This is a genomic window from Streptomyces sp. NPDC052396 (assembly GCF_044593195.1).
Lineage (GTDB): Bacteria > Actinomycetota > Actinomycetes > Streptomycetales > Streptomycetaceae > Streptomyces.
Genome location: NZ_JBIUAW010000006.1, coordinates 436,619 through 454,344, shown reverse-complemented (window position 1 = coordinate 454,344; position 17,726 = coordinate 436,619). Strand labels below are relative to the sequence as shown.

At 69.3% G+C, this 17,726-nt stretch carries 21 protein-coding genes; 11 read left to right on the top strand and 10 right to left on the bottom strand.

Annotated features, from left to right (window positions below; genetic code table 11):
* Window positions 1-67: 67 nt before the first annotated feature.
* From ACIHFE_RS18800 to ACIHFE_RS18780, 5 genes are all read right to left on the bottom strand, one after another.
* Window positions 68-1,513 (bottom strand): recombinase family protein, encoded by a 1,446-nt coding sequence (locus ACIHFE_RS18800; RefSeq protein ID WP_400107857.1) that lies wholly within the window; start codon window positions 1,511-1,513, stop codon window positions 68-70.
* A gap of 332 nt (window positions 1,514-1,845) precedes the next feature.
* Complete coding sequence (locus ACIHFE_RS18795; protein WP_400107856.1) at window positions 1,846-2,358, bottom strand: hypothetical protein; 513 nt, start codon at window positions 2,356-2,358, stop codon at window positions 1,846-1,848.
* A gap of 18 nt (window positions 2,359-2,376) precedes the next feature.
* On the bottom strand, window positions 2,377-2,874 hold the full coding sequence (locus ACIHFE_RS18790) for a hypothetical protein (protein ID WP_400107854.1): 498 nt from the start codon (window positions 2,872-2,874) through the stop codon (window positions 2,377-2,379).
* Window positions 2,875-2,905: 31 nt separating this feature from the next.
* Window positions 2,906-4,231, bottom strand: a complete 1,326-nt coding sequence (locus tag ACIHFE_RS18785; RefSeq protein WP_400107852.1) for a hypothetical protein — start codon at window positions 4,229-4,231, stop codon at window positions 2,906-2,908.
* Between the two features lie 40 nt (window positions 4,232-4,271).
* Entirely contained in the window at window positions 4,272-4,649 is a 378-nt protein-coding gene (locus tag ACIHFE_RS18780) for a hypothetical protein (protein ID WP_400107850.1), read from the bottom strand.
* Window positions 4,650-5,267: 618 nt separating this feature from the next.
* Between ACIHFE_RS18780 and ACIHFE_RS18775 the strand changes: the two genes are divergently transcribed.
* The 3 genes from ACIHFE_RS18775 to ACIHFE_RS18765 all read left to right on the top strand — a co-directional run bounded on the left by ACIHFE_RS18775 (window position 5,268) and on the right by ACIHFE_RS18765 (window position 7,210).
* Window positions 5,268-5,450 (top strand): hypothetical protein, encoded by a 183-nt coding sequence (locus ACIHFE_RS18775; RefSeq protein WP_400107848.1) that lies wholly within the window; start codon window positions 5,268-5,270, stop codon window positions 5,448-5,450.
* Between the two features lie 426 nt (window positions 5,451-5,876).
* Window positions 5,877-6,911: a DUF6461 domain-containing protein gene (locus tag ACIHFE_RS18770; RefSeq protein WP_400107846.1), complete on the top strand. Its 1,035-nt coding sequence runs from the start codon at window positions 5,877-5,879 to the stop codon at window positions 6,909-6,911.
* Window positions 6,863-7,210, top strand: coding sequence for a hypothetical protein (locus ACIHFE_RS18765; RefSeq protein WP_400108051.1), 348 nt, complete (start codon window positions 6,863-6,865; stop codon window positions 7,208-7,210). The genes ACIHFE_RS18770 and ACIHFE_RS18765 overlap by 49 nt, the downstream gene beginning before the upstream one ends.
* Before the next feature lie 77 nt (window positions 7,211-7,287).
* On the opposite strand, the gene ACIHFE_RS18760 is transcribed toward ACIHFE_RS18765, so the two are convergent.
* Together ACIHFE_RS18760 and ACIHFE_RS18755 are read right to left on the bottom strand one after the other, a co-directional pair.
* The gene (locus ACIHFE_RS18760) at window positions 7,288-7,485 is read right to left on the bottom strand and encodes a 4-oxalocrotonate tautomerase family protein (RefSeq protein ID WP_400107844.1); all 198 of its coding nucleotides are present in this window, start codon (window positions 7,483-7,485) and stop codon (window positions 7,288-7,290) included.
* 322 nt (window positions 7,486-7,807) lie between these two features.
* Complete coding sequence (locus ACIHFE_RS18755) at window positions 7,808-8,164, bottom strand: nuclear transport factor 2 family protein (RefSeq protein WP_400107842.1); 357 nt, start codon at window positions 8,162-8,164, stop codon at window positions 7,808-7,810.
* Between the two features lie 22 nt (window positions 8,165-8,186).
* Between ACIHFE_RS18755 and ACIHFE_RS18750 the strand changes: the two genes are divergently transcribed.
* Together ACIHFE_RS18750 and ACIHFE_RS18745 are read left to right on the top strand one after the other, a co-directional pair.
* Window positions 8,187-8,516: an ArsR/SmtB family transcription factor gene (locus ACIHFE_RS18750; RefSeq protein WP_400107840.1), complete on the top strand. Its 330-nt coding sequence runs from the start codon at window positions 8,187-8,189 to the stop codon at window positions 8,514-8,516.
* A 436-nt stretch (window positions 8,517-8,952) separates the two neighbouring features.
* The gene (locus ACIHFE_RS18745; RefSeq protein WP_400107838.1) at window positions 8,953-9,387 is read left to right on the top strand and encodes an RICIN domain-containing protein; all 435 of its coding nucleotides are present in this window, start codon (window positions 8,953-8,955) and stop codon (window positions 9,385-9,387) included.
* Between the two features lie 227 nt (window positions 9,388-9,614).
* Here ACIHFE_RS18745 and ACIHFE_RS18740 read toward each other — a convergent pair whose 3' ends face one another.
* The gene (locus ACIHFE_RS18740) at window positions 9,615-10,613 is read right to left on the bottom strand and encodes a GlxA family transcriptional regulator (protein ID WP_400108049.1); all 999 of its coding nucleotides are present in this window, start codon (window positions 10,611-10,613) and stop codon (window positions 9,615-9,617) included.
* 89 nt (window positions 10,614-10,702) lie between these two features.
* On the opposite strand from ACIHFE_RS18740, the gene ACIHFE_RS18735 reads away from it, so the two are divergent.
* The 5 genes from ACIHFE_RS18735 (at window position 10,703) to ACIHFE_RS18715 (ending at window position 14,377) form a co-directional block, all read left to right on the top strand.
* Window positions 10,703-11,635 (top strand): NADP-dependent oxidoreductase, encoded by a 933-nt coding sequence (locus ACIHFE_RS18735; protein ID WP_400108047.1) that lies wholly within the window; start codon window positions 10,703-10,705, stop codon window positions 11,633-11,635.
* Between the two features lie 251 nt (window positions 11,636-11,886).
* A complete protein-coding gene (locus tag ACIHFE_RS18730) occupies window positions 11,887-12,477 on the top strand; it encodes a helix-turn-helix domain-containing protein (RefSeq protein WP_400107835.1) in 591 nt (196 codons plus the stop codon).
* A 134-nt stretch (window positions 12,478-12,611) separates the two neighbouring features.
* Entirely contained in the window at window positions 12,612-12,938 is a 327-nt protein-coding gene (locus ACIHFE_RS18725) for a cupin domain-containing protein (protein WP_400107834.1), read from the top strand.
* Between the two features lie 46 nt (window positions 12,939-12,984).
* A complete protein-coding gene (locus ACIHFE_RS18720; RefSeq protein WP_400107832.1) occupies window positions 12,985-13,410 on the top strand; it encodes an acyl-CoA thioesterase in 426 nt (141 codons plus the stop codon).
* 121 nt (window positions 13,411-13,531) lie between these two features.
* Window positions 13,532-14,377 carry a hypothetical protein gene (locus tag ACIHFE_RS18715; RefSeq protein ID WP_400107830.1) on the top strand — a complete coding sequence of 282 codons (846 nt, stop codon included), beginning with the start codon at window positions 13,532-13,534 and terminating at the stop codon, window positions 14,375-14,377.
* Between the two features lie 6 nt (window positions 14,378-14,383).
* Here ACIHFE_RS18715 and ACIHFE_RS18710 read toward each other — a convergent pair whose 3' ends face one another.
* Entirely contained in the window at window positions 14,384-15,613 is a 1,230-nt protein-coding gene (locus ACIHFE_RS18710; protein WP_400107828.1) for a DUF2786 domain-containing protein, read from the bottom strand.
* A gap of 130 nt (window positions 15,614-15,743) precedes the next feature.
* Here ACIHFE_RS18710 and ACIHFE_RS18705 point away from each other — a divergent pair, with 130 nt between their 5' ends.
* The gene (locus ACIHFE_RS18705; RefSeq protein WP_400107826.1) at window positions 15,744-16,328 is read left to right on the top strand and encodes a GNAT family N-acetyltransferase; all 585 of its coding nucleotides are present in this window, start codon (window positions 15,744-15,746) and stop codon (window positions 16,326-16,328) included.
* 57 nt (window positions 16,329-16,385) lie between these two features.
* On the opposite strand, the gene ACIHFE_RS18700 is transcribed toward ACIHFE_RS18705, so the two are convergent.
* On the bottom strand, window positions 16,386-17,651 hold the full coding sequence (locus tag ACIHFE_RS18700) for an Ig-like domain-containing protein (RefSeq protein WP_400107825.1): 1,266 nt from the start codon (window positions 17,649-17,651) through the stop codon (window positions 16,386-16,388).
* Window positions 17,652-17,726 lie beyond the last annotated feature (75 nt).

The following is a 17,726-nucleotide window of genomic DNA, read 5'->3' as shown; positions in this document are numbered from 1 at the left end:
CACCTCGTCAGTCCAGGCACACCCGAGGAAAGGGCCGGTGCCCCGAGTGTGCCCCGGCCCCAGAGGTCTAGGCGATCCAGTCGAACACGAATCGATCCGGATCCCACCGCTTCCGGGGATTCGCCGGACGCACCTCTATCGACCTCACGCATGCCGTGATCACGGCCCTGCGCTGGGAATTGTTCATCCGCTTCCAGCGCGCCTGCATGTCCTCAAAGCTGCCGACGAACCCGCTGAGAACAGCGATCCGAGAGACCTTGGCGAGCCTGGCCCGGTTCTTGGCCAGCCGCTCCTCGATCGGCTTGCGGGCGATCATCCACTCCTTGTGGCTGATCCGTCGCTCCCCCATGTCCTGGGCAAGGGTCTCAAGCGCCTGTTCGTCTTCCCGAACCTCTTCGTACAGTTCCTTGCCCGTGTCGTCCTGGCCACGCAGCCGTTCCATGAAGACAGGCGACTCAAGTGCAGCCAGGACCATGTCCCGTACGTGATCGTCGGTCCGCTCTGTATTGGTAGCCGTACCCGCGCACGCATCCGTCCCTGGAGTGTTGGGGCAGACATAGCGAGGGACCCCGCTGCGGGGACGCCCGATCATGCCCCACCCGCACGGCTTCCCGTCTTCCTTCGGCTTCCCGCATCGCAGAACACCTGAAAGCAGGTAACTGCGCCTGGTCGTGCCCTCCACGTCACGCCGTCGCGTCGGGTCGCTGAGGATCTTGCGCACGCGGTCCGAGTGCTCATGACTCACGATGCCCGGCCAGACAGCATCGGCGACGATCTCACCCAGCAGCGGGCGTGTGCCCTCCCATGAGCTGCGGGGCGTGTGCTCACGACGGCCGCTGATCCGGGCCGAAGCCAGCAGGCGGCGCAGTCCGTGAGTCTTCCACGGCTTACCCGCCGGGCTGACGACCCCTTTGGCCTGCCAGTCACGGCAGATGCTCGCCAGGCTCTCGTTCGCCAGTACGCGGCGCACGCCGTCACGGATGACCTCGGCTTCACTGTCGCGGATGGTCACTCGGTCGTCCTCATAGCCAAAGGGACGCTTCCCTCCCCCCGCCACCTTTCCAGCCTCGGCGGCTTGGCGCCGCTGTCGCTTCTGGCGCTCGGCCTTGTGCTCGGCTTCGTGGCGGGCCGCAGCCCCGAGCATTCGAGCGATCATGCGGCCGGTCGGGGTGGCGAGATCGATTTCGCCGGTGACGGTGGCCAGCTCCAGACCGCTCCGGTCGGCCAGGTCGATCACGTCTTCCAGCTCGCGAGGGGATCGGGTAAGACGGTCTACGTGCCAGCACACCACCGCATCGATAAGCCCCTCGTGGAAGTCGGCCAGCATTTTCTGCCAGTTCGGCCTGGGGGCTCCGGAGTAAGCGCTGACGTCGTTGTCCGGGTAGACCTCGACGACTTCCCACCCCTTGCGCGCGCACAGCGCCCGGCAGTCCTCCTCCTGGCGCGCGACGCCCAAGCCGGCGCCACCCCGGTCCTGACTGATCCGAACATAGATCGCAGCTCGTGTCGTCATGGGTCACATAGCTACACCCTCGTAGGGACGGGCGTGGCGTGCCCCATCGGCGTGGCGAAGCTGGGCGACTGAGCCGCTGCCAACTGCCGCGCGGGGATCAAGGGCTGAGGAGCCTCAGCTGCCGGATGCATGTCCGATGGGCCGTGTCCGATGGGCCGTGTCCGATGGGCCGTGCACTCACCCCATGCAGTCGTCGTGGGCCAGGTCGTCCCCATAGCCATTGCGGACCGCCTCCAGGAACTGGTCATCGCGGCATCCGGCCAGGGCACGGGTGGCGGCCTCGCAGCCCGGCAACGCCGACCAGCGGTGGGGAAGGCCCGTGCCTCGGCCGGTCAGACTCTGAACAGCATTCCGCGCCAGGTCCAGCCCGCGTCAAGGACCGTCTGCCGCAGGGGGATCTTCATCTCGGCGGGATCGAAGCGAAAGACCTCCTCCTTGTGGAGGCTGCCATCGGGACCCCGCTTGACCACCCATCGCCGGGATACCGCCGTCACCTGCCCACGGGACCACTCCCCGCCGAAGGCCGGCCGGGGCGGGTTGCCGACCCAGGTGACCTCGCGCTGGTGATCGATGGTGCGGACTTCGTGGTTCCGCGTGTCCAGGCGCATATGTGTCTTGACGGTCCGGTCCAGCTGGTTGCGCTGGAAGAACCCATGCCAGGCGGGCTCCATGACCCGCCATTCCGCCACCAGGTCGGCACGCTCCTTGGCGGTGGCGGTGTGTACGACCCATGGCACATCGGGCCCGTTGAGCGCGAGCAGCGCGGCCCGGAGCTCCTGGACGGGGCGCGGTGGTACTCCGTCGTCGGGGTATCTGGTGCCGGTCAGCTTGTCGAAAAGGCCCATCGGATCCAGCTCCTTCCCCTAGGGCCGCGCCCCGGTGTGCGGGCGTACTGTGCGCACAAAGTCCTGGAAGTCTCCCAGAACGCTGTCGTGCTGGGCCTTGGTGGCCGTGAGAGCCAGCCGGATCACCACGCGCTTCCGCGGATCCGTGACGTCCGCCATGGTCAGGTAGGCCTGGGACTGGACGAGGTCGCGACGCACATCACCGGAGACGTCCGAAATGGCCAGGCGCTGCATCAGGCCGGGAGCATCGGCGGAACCAGTCTCACGGCGGACGTTCACTTCCACCGACTCGACGGCTTCCCGTAGTTGCCGCACCGACTCATCGGCGATGTCGGCCAACGTCGTCGCGTCCGGGCGGTATGCGCCGTCGATGCAGATATTGGGGGTGAACCCGGCGTCCGGGTGCGGATACACCGCGGCGAAGGCCACTTCCTGGGCTTCGACCCCCTCCGGAGAGAGCGGGAGCCAGCCCTCCGGGAGACTGAATTCGATCGGCACCGGCAGTGTCATGGGCATATCGGGCTCTCCTTCCGTGGGGGGTAGCGCATCAGAACAGGTCGGTGAGCGCATGCACAGCCTTGCCGGCCGCGTGCTTGGCCGAACTGGCGGCATCGCCGACCTCATGGGCCGCGTCCCCCAATACGTCGGCCACTTCGTGCGCGGTCTTGGACACCTTTTTCGGATCGACGGTGATCTCAATGCCAAGGGCACCACCGACCACGGGGGAGAGACCTATCTTGCTACCGAAGTCCCATGTGCCGTCCTCTTGCTTCTCATAACCCCACTTGGCCTCCGCGCCAGGGCCGGCCCATCCCTCGGCTGTCCCGCCGATTCTGATCCCGCCGATGTCCACGCCCCCGGTAACACTGCCCTTCGCCCCCGCGAACGCCTTGGCGCCGACGCTGACGCCTTCCCGGCCCGCTTTGGCGCTGACCGAGGCCTCAGCACCGGCGAATCCATTCGCCCGCCCATAAACACCTGCGGGCCCGGACTCGGCACTCCCGTCAAGCTGTGCCCGCAGACCCGCGGACACCTCGGCCTGGGCACTGGCGCCCTTGTTGGTAAATCCGTAGTTCGCGGAGGCTCTTGCTCCCCCGTAGAAATCGGCCTTCCCGTCGAGCTGCGTCCACCCGTAGTCCGTCTGCCCCGTCCCGGTCACATGGAAGAGGTCGGCATACGCCTTGGCCGAGCCTTCCTTGCCGGAACCTGGACCGGAGACGGAGACGCCGACATCGGGTCCGGTCACCTTCCATGCGTCGGTCTTCGTCGCGACCACCGGGTCCGGCGCCCCGGCCTTGGCCAAGTCGGTCTGGGCGTGCGCGTTGAACCCGCCGAAGTTGGCGGGGTCCATCGAGGGAGCCGACGCCCGGCTCAATGCCCGCTGAACGCCCTGGTCGGCCTCGTCCACGGCGTGCACCGCCTTGGCGATCGCGTCGGTCCACTCCTGGGCCTTGTGCGCGGCGTCGGCGACCAACTTGGAGTAGTCAGGGTCGTGATGGAGGGCCTGCTGGTCTTTCGGGGAGAGCTTGTCGAAGCCGACATACGTCGCCTTGCCCGAGCTGTCGACCTTGAAGTCCTTCGACTCGGCATCGGTGACCAGGTCCCGCACGGCCTTCTGCAACCCGGTCAACTCGGTGTGCGCCTGCGTCAGCAGGCCGGCCAGCGCCTCGGCCTCCGCCTTGGCCGCCTCGAATTCCGATGCGGTGGCCTTGGCACTGTCCTGATGTGCGCCGAAGGCCTGCCCCTGCCAGTTGCCGTTGGCCAGAGCGTTTTGCACATTCGTCGCGTAGTTGGTCTTCAACTCACCGAAGCGCTCGCCCATCTTCTGCCACGCCTTGGCCACTTCCAACAGCGGCGAGAGGTCAGCGGTCATGACATCGTGGTAGCTCAGTGACACAGTCGGTCCCCCCGGATCACATGTCGTCGAGACGGCTGCGGTATGGCCCCTGTCCTGGACGCACCGCGTTCAACTGCGTCCCGAAGGCACGGTCCTGGCCCTGGAAGAGAGAGTTTGTGCTGCGCAGTGCGCCCAACTCCCCGTTCAGCACGCCCATCAGACGCCCCACCTGGCCCTGCCAGGTGGTCATCGCCTCCGACAGCCCCTTGTCCATGGCCCAGCCGGACAGCCCCTTCAGCCCGGTATCCGGCTTCAGCAGGGCCGACGGGGCCCTGGGACCGACAAAAGGCACACCCCCGCCGTCCGCCAGCCGGCCGGCGGCGGCGGTGTCCGGCAGCAAGTGCTGCTCCATATACGTCGCGGCGCTCTGCTTGTCGCTTGCAGAGCTCGCCAACTTCCCCTGATCGCCGCCCGGCCCACCGGTACCCACGCACAACCCCCCGTCGCGCTTACGCCTCCGCACTGCTCGGCGCCAAGCAGGCGCGCCACAGGCGCCTCAGGCACACTCTATCGATCAATTGTTCAACTTTAGCAACTCCTTAACGTCGCCGGTGTCTACGGCCGGTAGCCCGGCCGAACGGCAGAACACAACAGAACGGACTTGATGGCCCGGCATGTTGAGCCGATCTGCCAAGAGTGTGCGCATATACACGTCGATTTGCCTGGAATCCGTATTTCCAGCGCCCAACAACGGCCAACAAGTGGCCGTTTCAGACGGATGAGTTGAGCGTTGTCCGGCGGGTGGCCGAAGTAGGAGGTGGTCTCGCCGATCAGTTGGCGGAACCGGCGGACATGGCACAGACCTCGGCGAGTTGGGCATAAAGCCCGTGCGGGCGGGCCGGCTTCGCCGAGGGGCCGCCTCCACGGCCTTGCGGGGTCCGCCCGGCAGCCGCCATTGGCCCACACGACGGGGCCGCGGCCCGGGCCCGCGGCCCATAAACCACAGGGTGCCCAGGGTTGCCGTCAGGACCCGTCCGACGGAACCGGGTAGGGGCTGGTCCGGTAGCGGGCGATGGGAGACGTCTTCTCCCCGGATTTGGCGGCGGATTTGCCTGAAGTGCTGCTGCCTGACAGAGGGCGGGGCCTGCTGCTCGTCCAGTGTCACGCTGACGCGTTCTGGTGGGAGCCGGTAGAAATCGGCGGCAAGGCCATCTATTGCCGGTTCGACCTCGACTCCGACCGGTTGGCGCCTTGAGGCCCCGGGCCGTCTTGGACGCGCAACTGCCTACGCGATCGGCAGGCGTGCGGCGGCCCGGCTTCCGGGTGGGGTTTGACCCGCCTCGCCCGGCAGGACGCGGCCCCTCGGCCCGGATCCCCTCCAGCCCGGGGCTGCGTCCGTCAACTCCCTGAAAACAGGTGGAAACTCACCAGACAGGTGATGGTCGTGGCCAAGCAGAGGACGGCTGAGTACCCGCGGCGTGGACTCAACTCCTGGACCGGGCGCGGCTCCGGACCCAACCAGTGCCCGCAACAGAGGACTCGGCCTGGATGTGCCCGCACATCGCTGCGCATGGCCGTACTTGTGAAGGCGGCTGCCCGCCTCAATAGGCCGGGTGGGGGCTTCCGGCGGGAAGGCCCATCCACGTTCCGCCACTGCACGGCAGTCCCCTGCTGGCTGGGGATGAGGAAGAACGGCGGTCAGTTCTCCCTGGCCGCTGAAGCGGTCCGGACCTCGCAGAACCGGACCACCCCTACGCCGGGTCTGTACGGTCGTTCACTGGACAGACCCTGGTGCCATAGCTTGAAGGCCGGTTTGGGAATCATAGGAGGCGGCTCGACAGTGAATTGCCCACTGCAATGGATCGCTGACCACTACGACGTGTACTGCCTGACCCTGGCCAAGGGGCTACTCGGCCGCGATCTCCTCTTGCGGTTGTCCTGCGACGAAGCCGGGATGTTCACACCGACGGACGAGGAGTTGGTGCACGAGTTCCTGGGGGAAGCGCTGGAACACTACGACTCGTGGGGCGCCGTGCATGCCGGCCAGGCGGGCGGGTGGGCATTTGCCCTTGAGCCGGCCAGTACATGGAGCAGCATCTCGGAGCGCCTGGAAGCGGCATCAACCGGCACCGAGGTGATCTGCGCCTTCGCCTCCGGCCCGTTGAGCTACGTGGAGTACTGGCAGGACGGGACCTTTGTGCTGCGGCTCGACACACTCGCACCAGAGCGGCGGGCGGAGGAAGGCGGAACGGATCCGGACCGATTCCTCGAAGAGATGCGACGCGTTGGCTTCTCCCGCGACGGCGGTGTCTCACACCGCCACAAGGGCTTGGCCCTTCTGCATGAGATCACAAGCGTGGCCCTGACTGAGACCGAGACCATGCTCGCTCTCACCGGCAGGATTCCCGCACTCCACTGTGGACCCGAAGGGATTCCAGAAGGCAGCGCCGGGGCTGTGCCCGGTGGAGCAGTAATAGCGAAAAAAGTGGGAGCGCTCCCAGAGCCGAAGAAGATTGCTGCAAGGAGGGTTCGGCAGTCGCCGCAGTCATGCCCGGTTTCCATCAGCAGTCTTGTCGTTGGCCTCACGGGTCAACGGCTTGCCTTTGCCGTACCACCCCAGTGGTCGGCGAGGTTCTCCATCGACCAAGCAACATTCGCCTGCCCGGGATTCCCGCTGCCGGGCAGCCTTGCATCCCGCAGCCGGCCGCCACACTAACAGCGCTCCGGCAAGCGATCGGGCAGATCGCTCCGGCCGCCCTGCCCGCCTTCGCCCGCGAACTCGACCAAGCCGCCGACCAGTTTTGGCAGAGCTCCGACATCGGTCCGCTCTGGCGCTTTATCGCTCAGTGGTCGACCTACGTCTACATCCAGCGTCAGCCGCAAACCGCCGCCCGCTTGTGGGCGTTGGAGGAACTCATCGCAACCGGTGATCTCAGTCAGGTCCGGCAAGCCGCTTCAGGAATCGGCCGCATCCTCGACGAGGCACATACCGCACTGGGGATCTTCCAGCGGTGAACGAAACCTGGCCGGCGCGGAGCGAACGGTGGCACCCGGCCTCTACCCTGAAGAGACCGGGGCCCACACCATCGCCGTCAGCGCTGCGCCGCGCGAGCGGCGAGCGTGTCGCCGCCGACCGACCAGCTGTCGGCGGCGATCTCCTGGACCGTGACCCAGACACTTTCCGGCTTGGCGCCCGTGGCCCGGACATAGGCGTCCGTGAGCTCACGGACCAGCTCGGCCTTCTGCTCGGCCGTCTTGCCGGGCGTCTGCTTGACCTGGATGAGCGGCATGGGAGTACTCCCGTCCCTGAAGTACCGGGCGGGGCGCCCGGGTTGGATGTGTTCATCTCAGCACCGCGCGGCCGGCCGACCGAGAAGCGGATCGAGCTGACAGTGATCGGGAATGGAGATCAGAGGCGGCGATCAGGGGTGGCCGCCTCCCGCCTGGGCCGGCAGATCCGTAACCGCCCGCAGCACCGCGTCCGGCCGTTCCTTGTGCAGCCGGCCATGCCCGGCGTCCGGCAGCAATCAGGTGCGCCCATAAGACGCCCGCGTAAAGAACCCGGACCGTTGCCCGCCTGGCCCAGTGCTCTGACCGGGAGGGTTCACCGGGTTACGACTGGTTGGCCTTCACTTCAAGCCGCTTGATCTTGCCGGCCGGGTCCAGCTCTGCGACGTCCACACCAGCCAGTGCGAAGACCTCGCCGGTGTTGCGGCGTCCAGCCACGGCCCACTGGGCGATGAGCCCGCCCTCGCCGGGGGTGACTGTCCAGACGTGGCGAAGTTCGGCGTTGCGGGACAGGAAGCCGCTGAAGAACTCGGCGATGCCGCTCGGGCCGTGCACCGCGGCCACGCCGTTGGGGTGGAGCGTCGCGTCGTCGGCGAAGAGCGCCATGAGTCCGGCAAAGGCTCCTTCGTCGGTGCCGGCGACATCGGAGAGTTCGAAGTAGCGGTCGAGAACGGTGGGCATGTGCACCCAATCATTTAGATGCTTGGCTAAGCGTTTGCGAGCGCTCCACCATCCACGAACCGATGAGATCGACCTGGTCGCCGTACTGCATGCGCTCGCCGACCCGGTGCGCCTGGCAGTCGCGGTGGCCCTTGCCGACGGGGCGGAACACGCCTGCGGCAGCTTCGACTTCGGCATCACCGGCGCCAGCCTGTCCCACCACTTCCGCGTCCTGCGCGAGTGTGGCGTCACCACGACCCGCCCTGAGGGCCGGCAGCGTCTGATCTCCTTGCGGCAAGCCGACCTCGAACACCGCTTCCCCGGAGTACTCGGCCCGCTGCTGGCCGCGGCGGCCACCGCAACGCGGCCGTAGGGTCATCCACAGCCGAGAGGGGGCGTCCGCCCCGGCAGAGGTGACATCGGGGCGAGGCGGTGGCCGTACGGAGTTTGACTGCATCGCGGGGGGGTGGGCAGAGCGCGTTCACGGCCGGCGTTGAGCCGACCGGCCGCCGCCCAAGGTCACGATGACCCTGGACCGGCGAGGGATTCGCCCCCGGGTTACGGAGATCACATCGACTCCAAGATCATCTACGCATAGGCTTCCCGCCGGTCGCGTTTCGTCAAGTGCACCAGTTTTCCTGGGTATTGACGCGGCGTTAACGGACAGTGGATCGACCACCCCCTGCCCCCTTTCGCTCCCGACGCGACCCTTGCCATCAGATAACCAATAGGGGGATTGCGCCTTCATGAACAAGCGCATTGCTACGTTTCTGGCCGCTGCCGCTGCCGCGCCGGCTCTGATTCTTTCGGTGTCGGGAAATGCCTTCGCCGACGGCGACGTGCACTGGCGGGACGCGAAGACGGGCGGCTGCCTGGTAACCGAGACCACTGTCGGCGCGGAGCACCGTGTCAGCACGGACGCTCCGGGCATGGTCCACTGCTTTGACCCCATCGGCCACCTCAAGAGCGACTGGTCCGACAGCCACGACCATGTGGCCAACCCCAATGGCGCCTGGACCGAGAAGGCGGACAACGGTGAGTGCCTCGCGGCCAACCACCGTGGTGAGGTCTACACCGAGCGGTGCACCAGCCCGGCGGACTACTACGAGCAGTGGTACGAGAAGCGGGTCAGCGGCGGCTGGAACCTGGTGAACCGCGAGACCGGGCAGTGCCTGGACAGCAACCGCCATGGAGACGTGTACACGCTTGCGTGCAACGGCGGCCAGTACCAGATCTGGAAGTAACGCACACCATGCCGACGACGGCCTGACGGACGCCTCGGCAGTGCCCGAAGCACTCCTCCCCTCCCGGTTCGCCGGGGCGGGAGGAGTTGTTGTGCCGGCTTCCGTACGTCCGGCAGCGGTCCGGGGGCACCGTTCTGATCCAGGCGGGACGCCGGGCCCCTCCCCCAGCATCCTCCGGGCGGGCCGAGCCCTCGGCTGCCGAACGAGCCCTGCTGGGTGCGGACTTGCTACGCCTCCCGCTCTTCGGGTGATGGATCGGAGGACGGACTGACGGCCCGGAAAGTGCGCCGGTAGGCGCCTGGCGAGACGCCGATCGCGGCGTGCAGGCGCTGCCGCAGGGTGGCGTCGGTACCGAAGCCCGCCCGTTCGGCGATCCTGGCCACCGGCAGATCGGTGGTCTCCAGCAACTGCCGGGCCAGATCGACCCGTTGACCGGTGAGCCACTCGCCGGGGCTCAGGCCCGTCTCGGCCCGGAAGCGCCGGGTGAAGGTGCGCCGGCTCATTCCGGCGTGCCGGGCCAGGTCGGCCAACTGCAGGGGCCGGTCCAGGTGTTCCAGTGCCCAGGCGCGGGTGGCGGAGGTGCCGGTGTCGGTGCTCGGCGGCACCGGACGTTCCACATACTGCGCCTGGCCGCCCTCCCGCTGGGGCGGCACCACACAGCGGCGGGCCACCTGGTTGGCGACCTGACTGCCATGGTCCAGCCGGATCAGATGCAGCAGCAGGTCGATGCCGGAGGCGGCGCCCGCCGAGGTCAGTACCCGGCCCGCGTCCGTGAACAGCACCTCGGGCTCCAGCTTGACCTGGGGGTAGAACCGCTGGAAGTCGGACGCGTGGAACCAATGGGTGGCGGCCGGCCTGCCGTCCAGCAGGCCGGCGGCCGCCAGCGGGAAGGTGGCCACACAGATCCCGACGATCCTGGCCTCGGGCCGGATCAGGGCCAGGGCCCGGGCCAGCGGACGGGGCAGCGCCTCGCGGTCGCCGATCTCGGCGAAGCTCTCGGCGGCCGGGATCACCACCGTGTCCGCCCCGGCCAGCGCCGAGGCGTCATGCGCCACGGTGATCGAGTAGTCGGCGGCGGTGCGCACCGGCCCGCCGTCCATGGAGCAGGTGACCACCTCGTACAGCGGCCGTCCATCCGGGTCGGTGGCGGTTCCGAAGAGCCGGGAGGCCAGGCTGAGCTCGAAGGGGATGACGCCGTCGACGGCCAGGACCACGGTCCGATGGATCCGATGCATGGCCCGATTCTTACATGTGATGGCCTTCGGGCCACTGTCGGTGCAGGTCGGCCTGAAGAATCCTTGGGTCCATGAGCAAGATGAAGGCAATCAGCCAGGACACCTACGGCGGCCCGGAAGTACTGCGGGAGGTGGAGACCGACCGGCCGGTGCCCGGCCCCACCGAGGTGCTGGTACGGGTCCGGGCGGCGGGCATGAACCCGACGGACTGGAAGCACCGCACCTTCCGCGGCTTTATCGATCACCTCCCCAGGGTGCTGGGCTGGGACGTCTCCGGCGTGGTGGAGAGCGTGGGCGTGGGCGTGGCCCTGCACCGGCCCGGTGACGAGGTGTTCGGCATGCTGCCGTACCCGCATGGGCACGGTGCGTTCGCCGAGTATGTGGTGGCCCCGGCCCGCGCGCTGGTACGCAAGCCGGAGAATGTCGACCACATCCAGGCGGGGGCGGCTCCGCTGGCGGCACTGACCGCCTGGCAGGTGCTGGTGGACGCGGCCGGCGTCCAGCCCGGGCAGCGGGTGCTGATCCATGCCGCGGCGGGCGGGGTGGGCCACTTCGCGGTGCAGATCGCCAAGACGCGCGGGGCGCATGTGATCGGTACGGCCAGCGCGCCCAAGCACGCGGTGCTGCGTGAGCTGGGGGCCGATGAGCTGGTCGACTACCGCACCGAGGACTTCACCTGGATCGAGCCGGTCGATGTGGTGCTGGACGCGCTGGGCGGCGAGACGGCGGAGCGTTCGCTGGAAGTCCTCAAGCCGGGTGGCCAGTTGATCTCGATCGCGGCGCTCGACTTCCCCGAGGGGGTGGCGGAGCGGGCCGCCGCCCGGGGTGTGCGGGCCTACCCGCTGATCGTCGAGGCCGACCAGCAGGGCATGCGGGCCATTGCCGACCTGATGGCCTCGGGCCGGCTCAAGCCGGTGATCGAGGCGGTGTTCCCGCTGGCGGAGGCGGCCAAGGGGCATGCGCTGGGTGACACGGGCCGGGTGACCGGGAAGATCGTCCTCACCGTCGGCTAACGGGCCGGCCACGGCGATCACTTGGGCCCGAGGGCCGGCGGCATGGCCGGCCCCCGGCGGTGCGGGCGCGGCCCGGGGCGGTCGGCAGGTCGTTCCGGGGCACCGTCCTCGGCCGGGCGAACAGCCCGTCGCGCGGGTCCACTTGGCCGCCGTCCGGTTCCGCGCCGCGCATCGCGGCCCCACGGCCGGCCGGGCCGCTGCGGGCGGCAATCCCGGTTGCCGTTTCCGGGACGGCGCGGTTCTCTGGCCGCATGGACGAACAGGACCGCGCCGACGCCGTCACCCGCACCCTCAACGAGGTCGGCCCCCGCCTCAAGCGGCTGCGCGCCCAGCACGGGGTGACGCTGGCGGCCCTCTCCGAGGCCACCGGCATTTCCAAGAGCACCCTCTCCCGGCTGGAATCGGGCCTGCGCCGCCCCAGCCTGGAGCTGCTGCTGCCCATTTCGCAGGCGCACCAGGTGCCACTGGACGAGCTGGTCGGCGCGCCGGAGGTCGGCGATCCCCGGGTCCGTCTGACACCCCGGACGGTCAACGGCAGCACCATCCTGCCGCTGACCCGCCAGCCCGGCCCCCTGCAGAGCTACAAGATGGTCATCCCGGCCGCCCGGTCGACGCCGGAACCCCGTACCCATGAGGGCTATGAGTGGCTGTACGTCCTCTCCGGCCGCCTGCGGCTGGTCCTGGCCGACCACGATCTGATCCTCGGCCCCGGCGAGGTCGCCGAGTTCGACACCCGCCTGCCGCACTGGTTCGGCTCCACGGGCGCCGGCCCGGTCGAGGTGCTGAGCCTGTTCGGGCGGCAGGGGGAGCGGATGCATGTAAGGGCCCAGCCCCGGGGGTGAGTTGGGGGCACCGGCCGCCGCCCGTCAGGCTTTGCCAAACGGTCGACCCACATCATTCCCGCCCCGGCTAACGTCACTCGCATCCCAGCCCCACCACCAGGTGACGCTCACCCGTCGCCGGAAAGCGGCATGCCATGACGCTGGTCAATCTGCCGGAAACCGCCCGCACCCTCCCCGAGGTCTGGCGCTCGGTCCCCGTCACCCGGATAGCCAACGCCCAGCTCAAAGTGGAGCGGATGAGCGGGCTCCCGCTGCCCGAGGAGAGCCACCCCACGCCGGAGGCACTGCTGGTGCTGGAGGGCCGGCTGGAACTCTCCGTCGCGGGGCGGCCGGTGACCGTCCGGGCGGGCGAGGTCTACACGGTTCCGGCGGGGACGGTGCATGCGGTACGGCCGGGCAGCGAGGGGATCCTGGTGATCCTCGCTCCGGCGCCGGAGGAGCCGGCCGGCCCTCCTCGGTGACCCACGGCCGGGAACTCCCCGCCCCCGCCCCGGCGTTGATCACCGCATGACGAATCCCTTCACGGTGACCCTCACCGTTCGCGGCTATGAGACCGACTCCCAGGGCCACCTCAACACCAGCGTGTATATGCAGTACGCCGAGCATGCCCGCTGGTGTGCGCTGGAGGCCGCCGGGATCCGGCAGAGCGCCATGCTGGAGAAGGGTGTGGGCCCGGTGAATCTGGAGACCACGCTGCGGTTCCACCGGGAGCTACGGGCCGGGGACGAGGTGACGGTGAGCTGTGCGTTCCTCTGGGGCGAGGGGAAGACCATCCGGATCGAGCAGCGGATCACCAGGGCGGCGGACGGGACGCCGGCGGCGGAAGTCAACAGCGTGGGCGGCCTGTTGGATCTGAAGGAGCGGCGGCTGGTGGGCGATCCGGCCGGGCACTTCCGGGCACTGGCGGCGGACGGGAGTGTGCTCGGGCTCTGAGGCCGGCGCCCCGGCAGGCCGGCCACGGCGACCCCTTGATCTTCTGCCTACATGCCACTGTCTACAGTTCTGTAGTCATTGGCCACGGCGCGGGATCGCGCGCCGGGAGAGCGGAGCGAGCATGGGGATATCGGGTGACGGGACGGTCACCGTGGAGGTGCGGGACGCGCCGGGGCGGCGGAGCGCGCACCGGCGCCTGCCGGAGACGGGCTGGAGCAAGGTACCCGAAGTCACCGCCCTGTTCTGGATCGTGAAGATCCTCACCACCGGCATGGGCGAGACCGCCTCGGACTACCTGGGCCGCGCCCTGGGCCCGATCCCCGCCGGATGCGTCGGACTCACCGGATTCCTGGTCCTGTTGACGATGCAGTTCCGGGCCACGCGCTACCGGCCCTGGATCTACTGGTCGGCCATTGTGATGGTCAGTGTGTTCGGCACCATGGCCGCCGATGTCTTCCATGTGGTGGCCGGTATCCCCTACGCCGTCTCCGCCGTGGCCTTCTCCGCCGTGCTGGCCGCCGTGCTGTTCGCCTGGAACGCCTCGGAGCGGACGCTGTCCATCCACAGCATCCGCACCCGCCGCCGGGAGACCTTCTACTGGGCGACGGTGCTGGCCACCTTCGCCCTGGGCACCGCGGTCGGCGACCTCACCGCGGGCACGCTGCACCTGGGCTATCTGGCGTCCGGCCTGCTGTTCGCGGCCGCCATCGCGGTGCCGGCGCTGGCCGGCGGGCTGGGCCGGCTCAATGAGGTGTTCGCCTTCTGGGCCGCCTATATCCTCACCCGTCCGCTGGGCGCCTCGTTCGCCGACTGGATGGGCGCCCCGGTCGCCCATGGCGGCCGGGGCTGGGGGACGGGCCCGGTCACCGCGGCCCTGCTGGTGCCGATCCTGGTCCTGATCGGCTATCTGGCGGTCAGCCGCCGGGACACTCCGCGTGAGCAGCGGCCTGTCGCCGCAGGGCGGTAGCAGCGGTCAGCGCAGCCGGGCCCGGTCCGCCGCCCGTACCCCGCTGGCCCAGCCGTCCGCGTCGCGGCCCTTGAGCCGGTGGGCGGTGGTCCGGGGGAAGAGCCGGCCGGTGGCCTCGCCGACCGCCACCTCGCGGGCGGCCAGCACCGGCAGCGCCTCGGGGCGCGGCTCCCGGGCGGTGACCTCGCGGACGGCGGCGGCCAGCCGGTCGCCGATCCGCCCGGCGTAGGCGATCAGGAAGGACTCCCGGAAGTCCCGGGTACGGCGGGAGCGGCCGCGGGCATGGTGCTCGTCGGCCGCGCCGCGCATCGCGGCGGTGGCCTGGACCAGCAGCGAGGTGTACATCAACTCGGTGAGTTCCAGGTCGGATTCAAAGCCGACCAGGGTGGCGAAGCCATACTCGCCGGACCAGACGGACTGGCAGTGGTTGGCGGTGGCCACCGCGTCCAGCAGCAGCGCCTTGGCCCCTTCATAGGGGCCCTCCACGCCGATGCGGCAGGCGGCCGGCCCGTCCGGCGCCGGTCCGTCGGCGGTGGCGGCCAGCAGGGCCTCGTCCAGGCAGTGACGGGCCATCAGCTCCTGGGCCTTGGCGGACAGCGCCTCGGCCTCCTCGGCGTAGTCGGTGGACTCGGCCTTGGCCAGCAGGGCCCGGATCCGGGCCAGGGTCTTGGGCGGTACGGCCACCGGCCGGGCGGGGGCAACCGCCGCGCCGGGCAGCGGTCCGATGGCCCCGATGCGCGGCAGCGCGTCGACCAGGTGCAGGGCGGTCAGGGCATGGGCCGCCGTGTCGAAGCGGGTCAGCCGGTGACGGCGGGCGAAGGCGTCCAGGTCCATGGCGGCCACGTCCATGGCAGCCGGGGTCACGGCGGCCGGGCCCGCCGGCCGCTCCTCGCCGCCCGGTCGGCGCAGTTCGCCCAGCTGGGCGGCCCAGCGCGGCGGCAGGGTGGCGGCCGGGTAGTTCCGTGCCTCGGCGACGATGGCCGCGGTGCAGCACTCGGCCGCCGCGGTGGTGAGCCGGCGCCGGGCCAGCCGGGCCACATCGGCCGGCTGCCAGCCGCCCTCCCAGGCGTGGCGCAGTACCGCGTCAAAGGCCCGGGACAGTGCCGGGGCGGCGGCGGACCAGTCGGCGGCCAGGGTGGAGGCGGCGGCGTAGACCGCGTCCTCCAGGGCGTTCGGGGCAGCGGCGCGCAGGTCGCGTACGGCGGCCCGCACGGCGGCGTCACTGGGCTGGGTCACGGTCCTTCCCTCCTCGGCATACGCTCCCATTCTCCGCCACCGGCGGCGCCTCCCGGGGCGCGGGAGGAGTGGCCACAACCGGCCACCGGCCGTACGCCCCCCGCGTCAGGGGAGCACCTACGCTGGCCGCATGCCGATAGCGAAGCCGGTGGGCACCGGCGACACCACACAGGTCAGCACCATCCTGGCCAGGGCCTTCGACGACGATCCGATCATGCGCCGGCTCTTCCCGGACGACGCCTCCCGCCCGGACCGGCTCGGACAGTTCTTCGGCGGCCAGGTGGACTGGCTCTATGGACCGCATGGCCACTGCGAGTTCACCGAGTCGGCGGCCGCGCTCTGGGCCCCGCCGGGGGCGCATGACACCGGCCTGCCGCCCAGGGAGTGGACCGAACCGCTGCTGGGCGAACGGGCCGTGCTGCTCGAAGAGCTGATCGGGCTGATCGGGAAGCACACCCCGGCGGAACCGCACTGGTACCTGGGGACGCTGGGCGCCGATCCGGCCGCCCAGGGGCAGGGGCACGGCGCCGCGTTGCTGCGCTCGGGGCTGGCCAAGGCGGACGCGGCCGGGATGCCCGCCTATCTGGAGTCCTCCAAGGAGTCCAACCTCGGCTTCTACCGGCACTTCGGCTTTGAGGTGCTGAGGGAGCTCCAACTGCCGGGGAACGGGCCCAGGTTGTGGCCGATGTGGCGCCCGGGGAGCAAGGAGAGCTGAAACGCCGCCGGGCGGCGGCCCGGGGGGGCCGCCGCCCGGCGAAGGGGGTCACCGTGTTCAGGAGCCGGTGGCGCTGCCCTGGACCCAGGTGTTCCAGTCCATGTTCCAGCCGTTGAGGCCGTTGTCCGGGGCGATGGTCTTGTCGTCGGAGTTCTGCACGATGACCACGTCACCGATCTGGGAGTTCTTGAAGAACCAGGCGGCGGGCATGTCGGGGTCACCCGCGCCGCGCACATCCTGCAGACCCACACAGCCATGGCTGGTGTTGGTGTTGCCGAAGACGCCGCTGCCCCAGTAGTTGCCGTGGATGAAGGTGCCGGAGGTGGACAGGCGCATGGCGTGCGGCACATCCGGGATGTCGTACTCACCCTTGCCGCTGGAGTTGGTGAAGCCGACGGTGGTGCCGTCCATCCGGGTCTCGGTGAACTTCTCCGAGATCACCATCTGCCCGTTGTAGGTGGGGTGTTCGGGGCTGCCCGCCGAGATCGGGATGGTCTTCAGCAGCTTGCCGTCGCGCATCACCGTCATCTCGTGGGTCTTGGCGTCGACCGTGGAGACCTGGGAGTAGCCGATCTTGAAGTTGACCGTCTTCTTCTGGACGCCCTTGATGCCCGGGGCGCCCTCCACCCCGTCGAGGTCCATCTTCATGGTGACCTCGGAGCCGGCCTTCCAGTAGTCCTTGGGACGGAAGTCCAGGCGCTGGTCGTCGAACCAGTGGCCGACCACCTGCTGCCCGCTGCTGGAGGTGACCGTCAGGTGCGACTGGACGGCCTTGTGGTCCTTGATCGGCTTATCGAAGTTGATGGACACCGGCATGCCCACGCCGACGGTCGAGCCGTCCTCGGGGGTGAAGGAGCCGATAAAGCTGTTGTCCGGCGAGACGGTGGAGAAGGAGGAGTTGGCGAAGGCCTTGCGGCCCTTGGCGTCCTGCGCCTCCGCGGCGATCTTGTACTTGGCGGAGCGGTCCAGGTTCGCCTTGGGCTTCCAGGACTTCTTGTCCGCCGAGATCGAACCCTCGACCGGGGTGCCCTTGTCCGTCGTCATCTTGACGGACGTCAGCTCGCCGTCAGCGACCGTGACCTGAGTGGCATCGGCCGTGATGCCGGCGTTGGCGGTACCGCTCTTGGGATCGATCTTGATCTGCGCCTGGGAGGCGTCCTTGGCGGCAGCGGCGTCCACACTGCTCTGCGACTTGTCCTTGCCGTCGCTCTTGCTGTCGCCGCCCCCGTTGCAGGCGGCGAGGGTGAGCACACCACCGAGCACGGCGGCCGCGGCCACCAGGCCCTTGCGGCGCTTGCCGTCCGTCATCACACGCTTCTCCATTGCTTCTGGACCCCGATATCCCCGAACCGAGCCGTCGGGCCCACGCATCCCGGTTATGACTCAAGGAACGCCTGG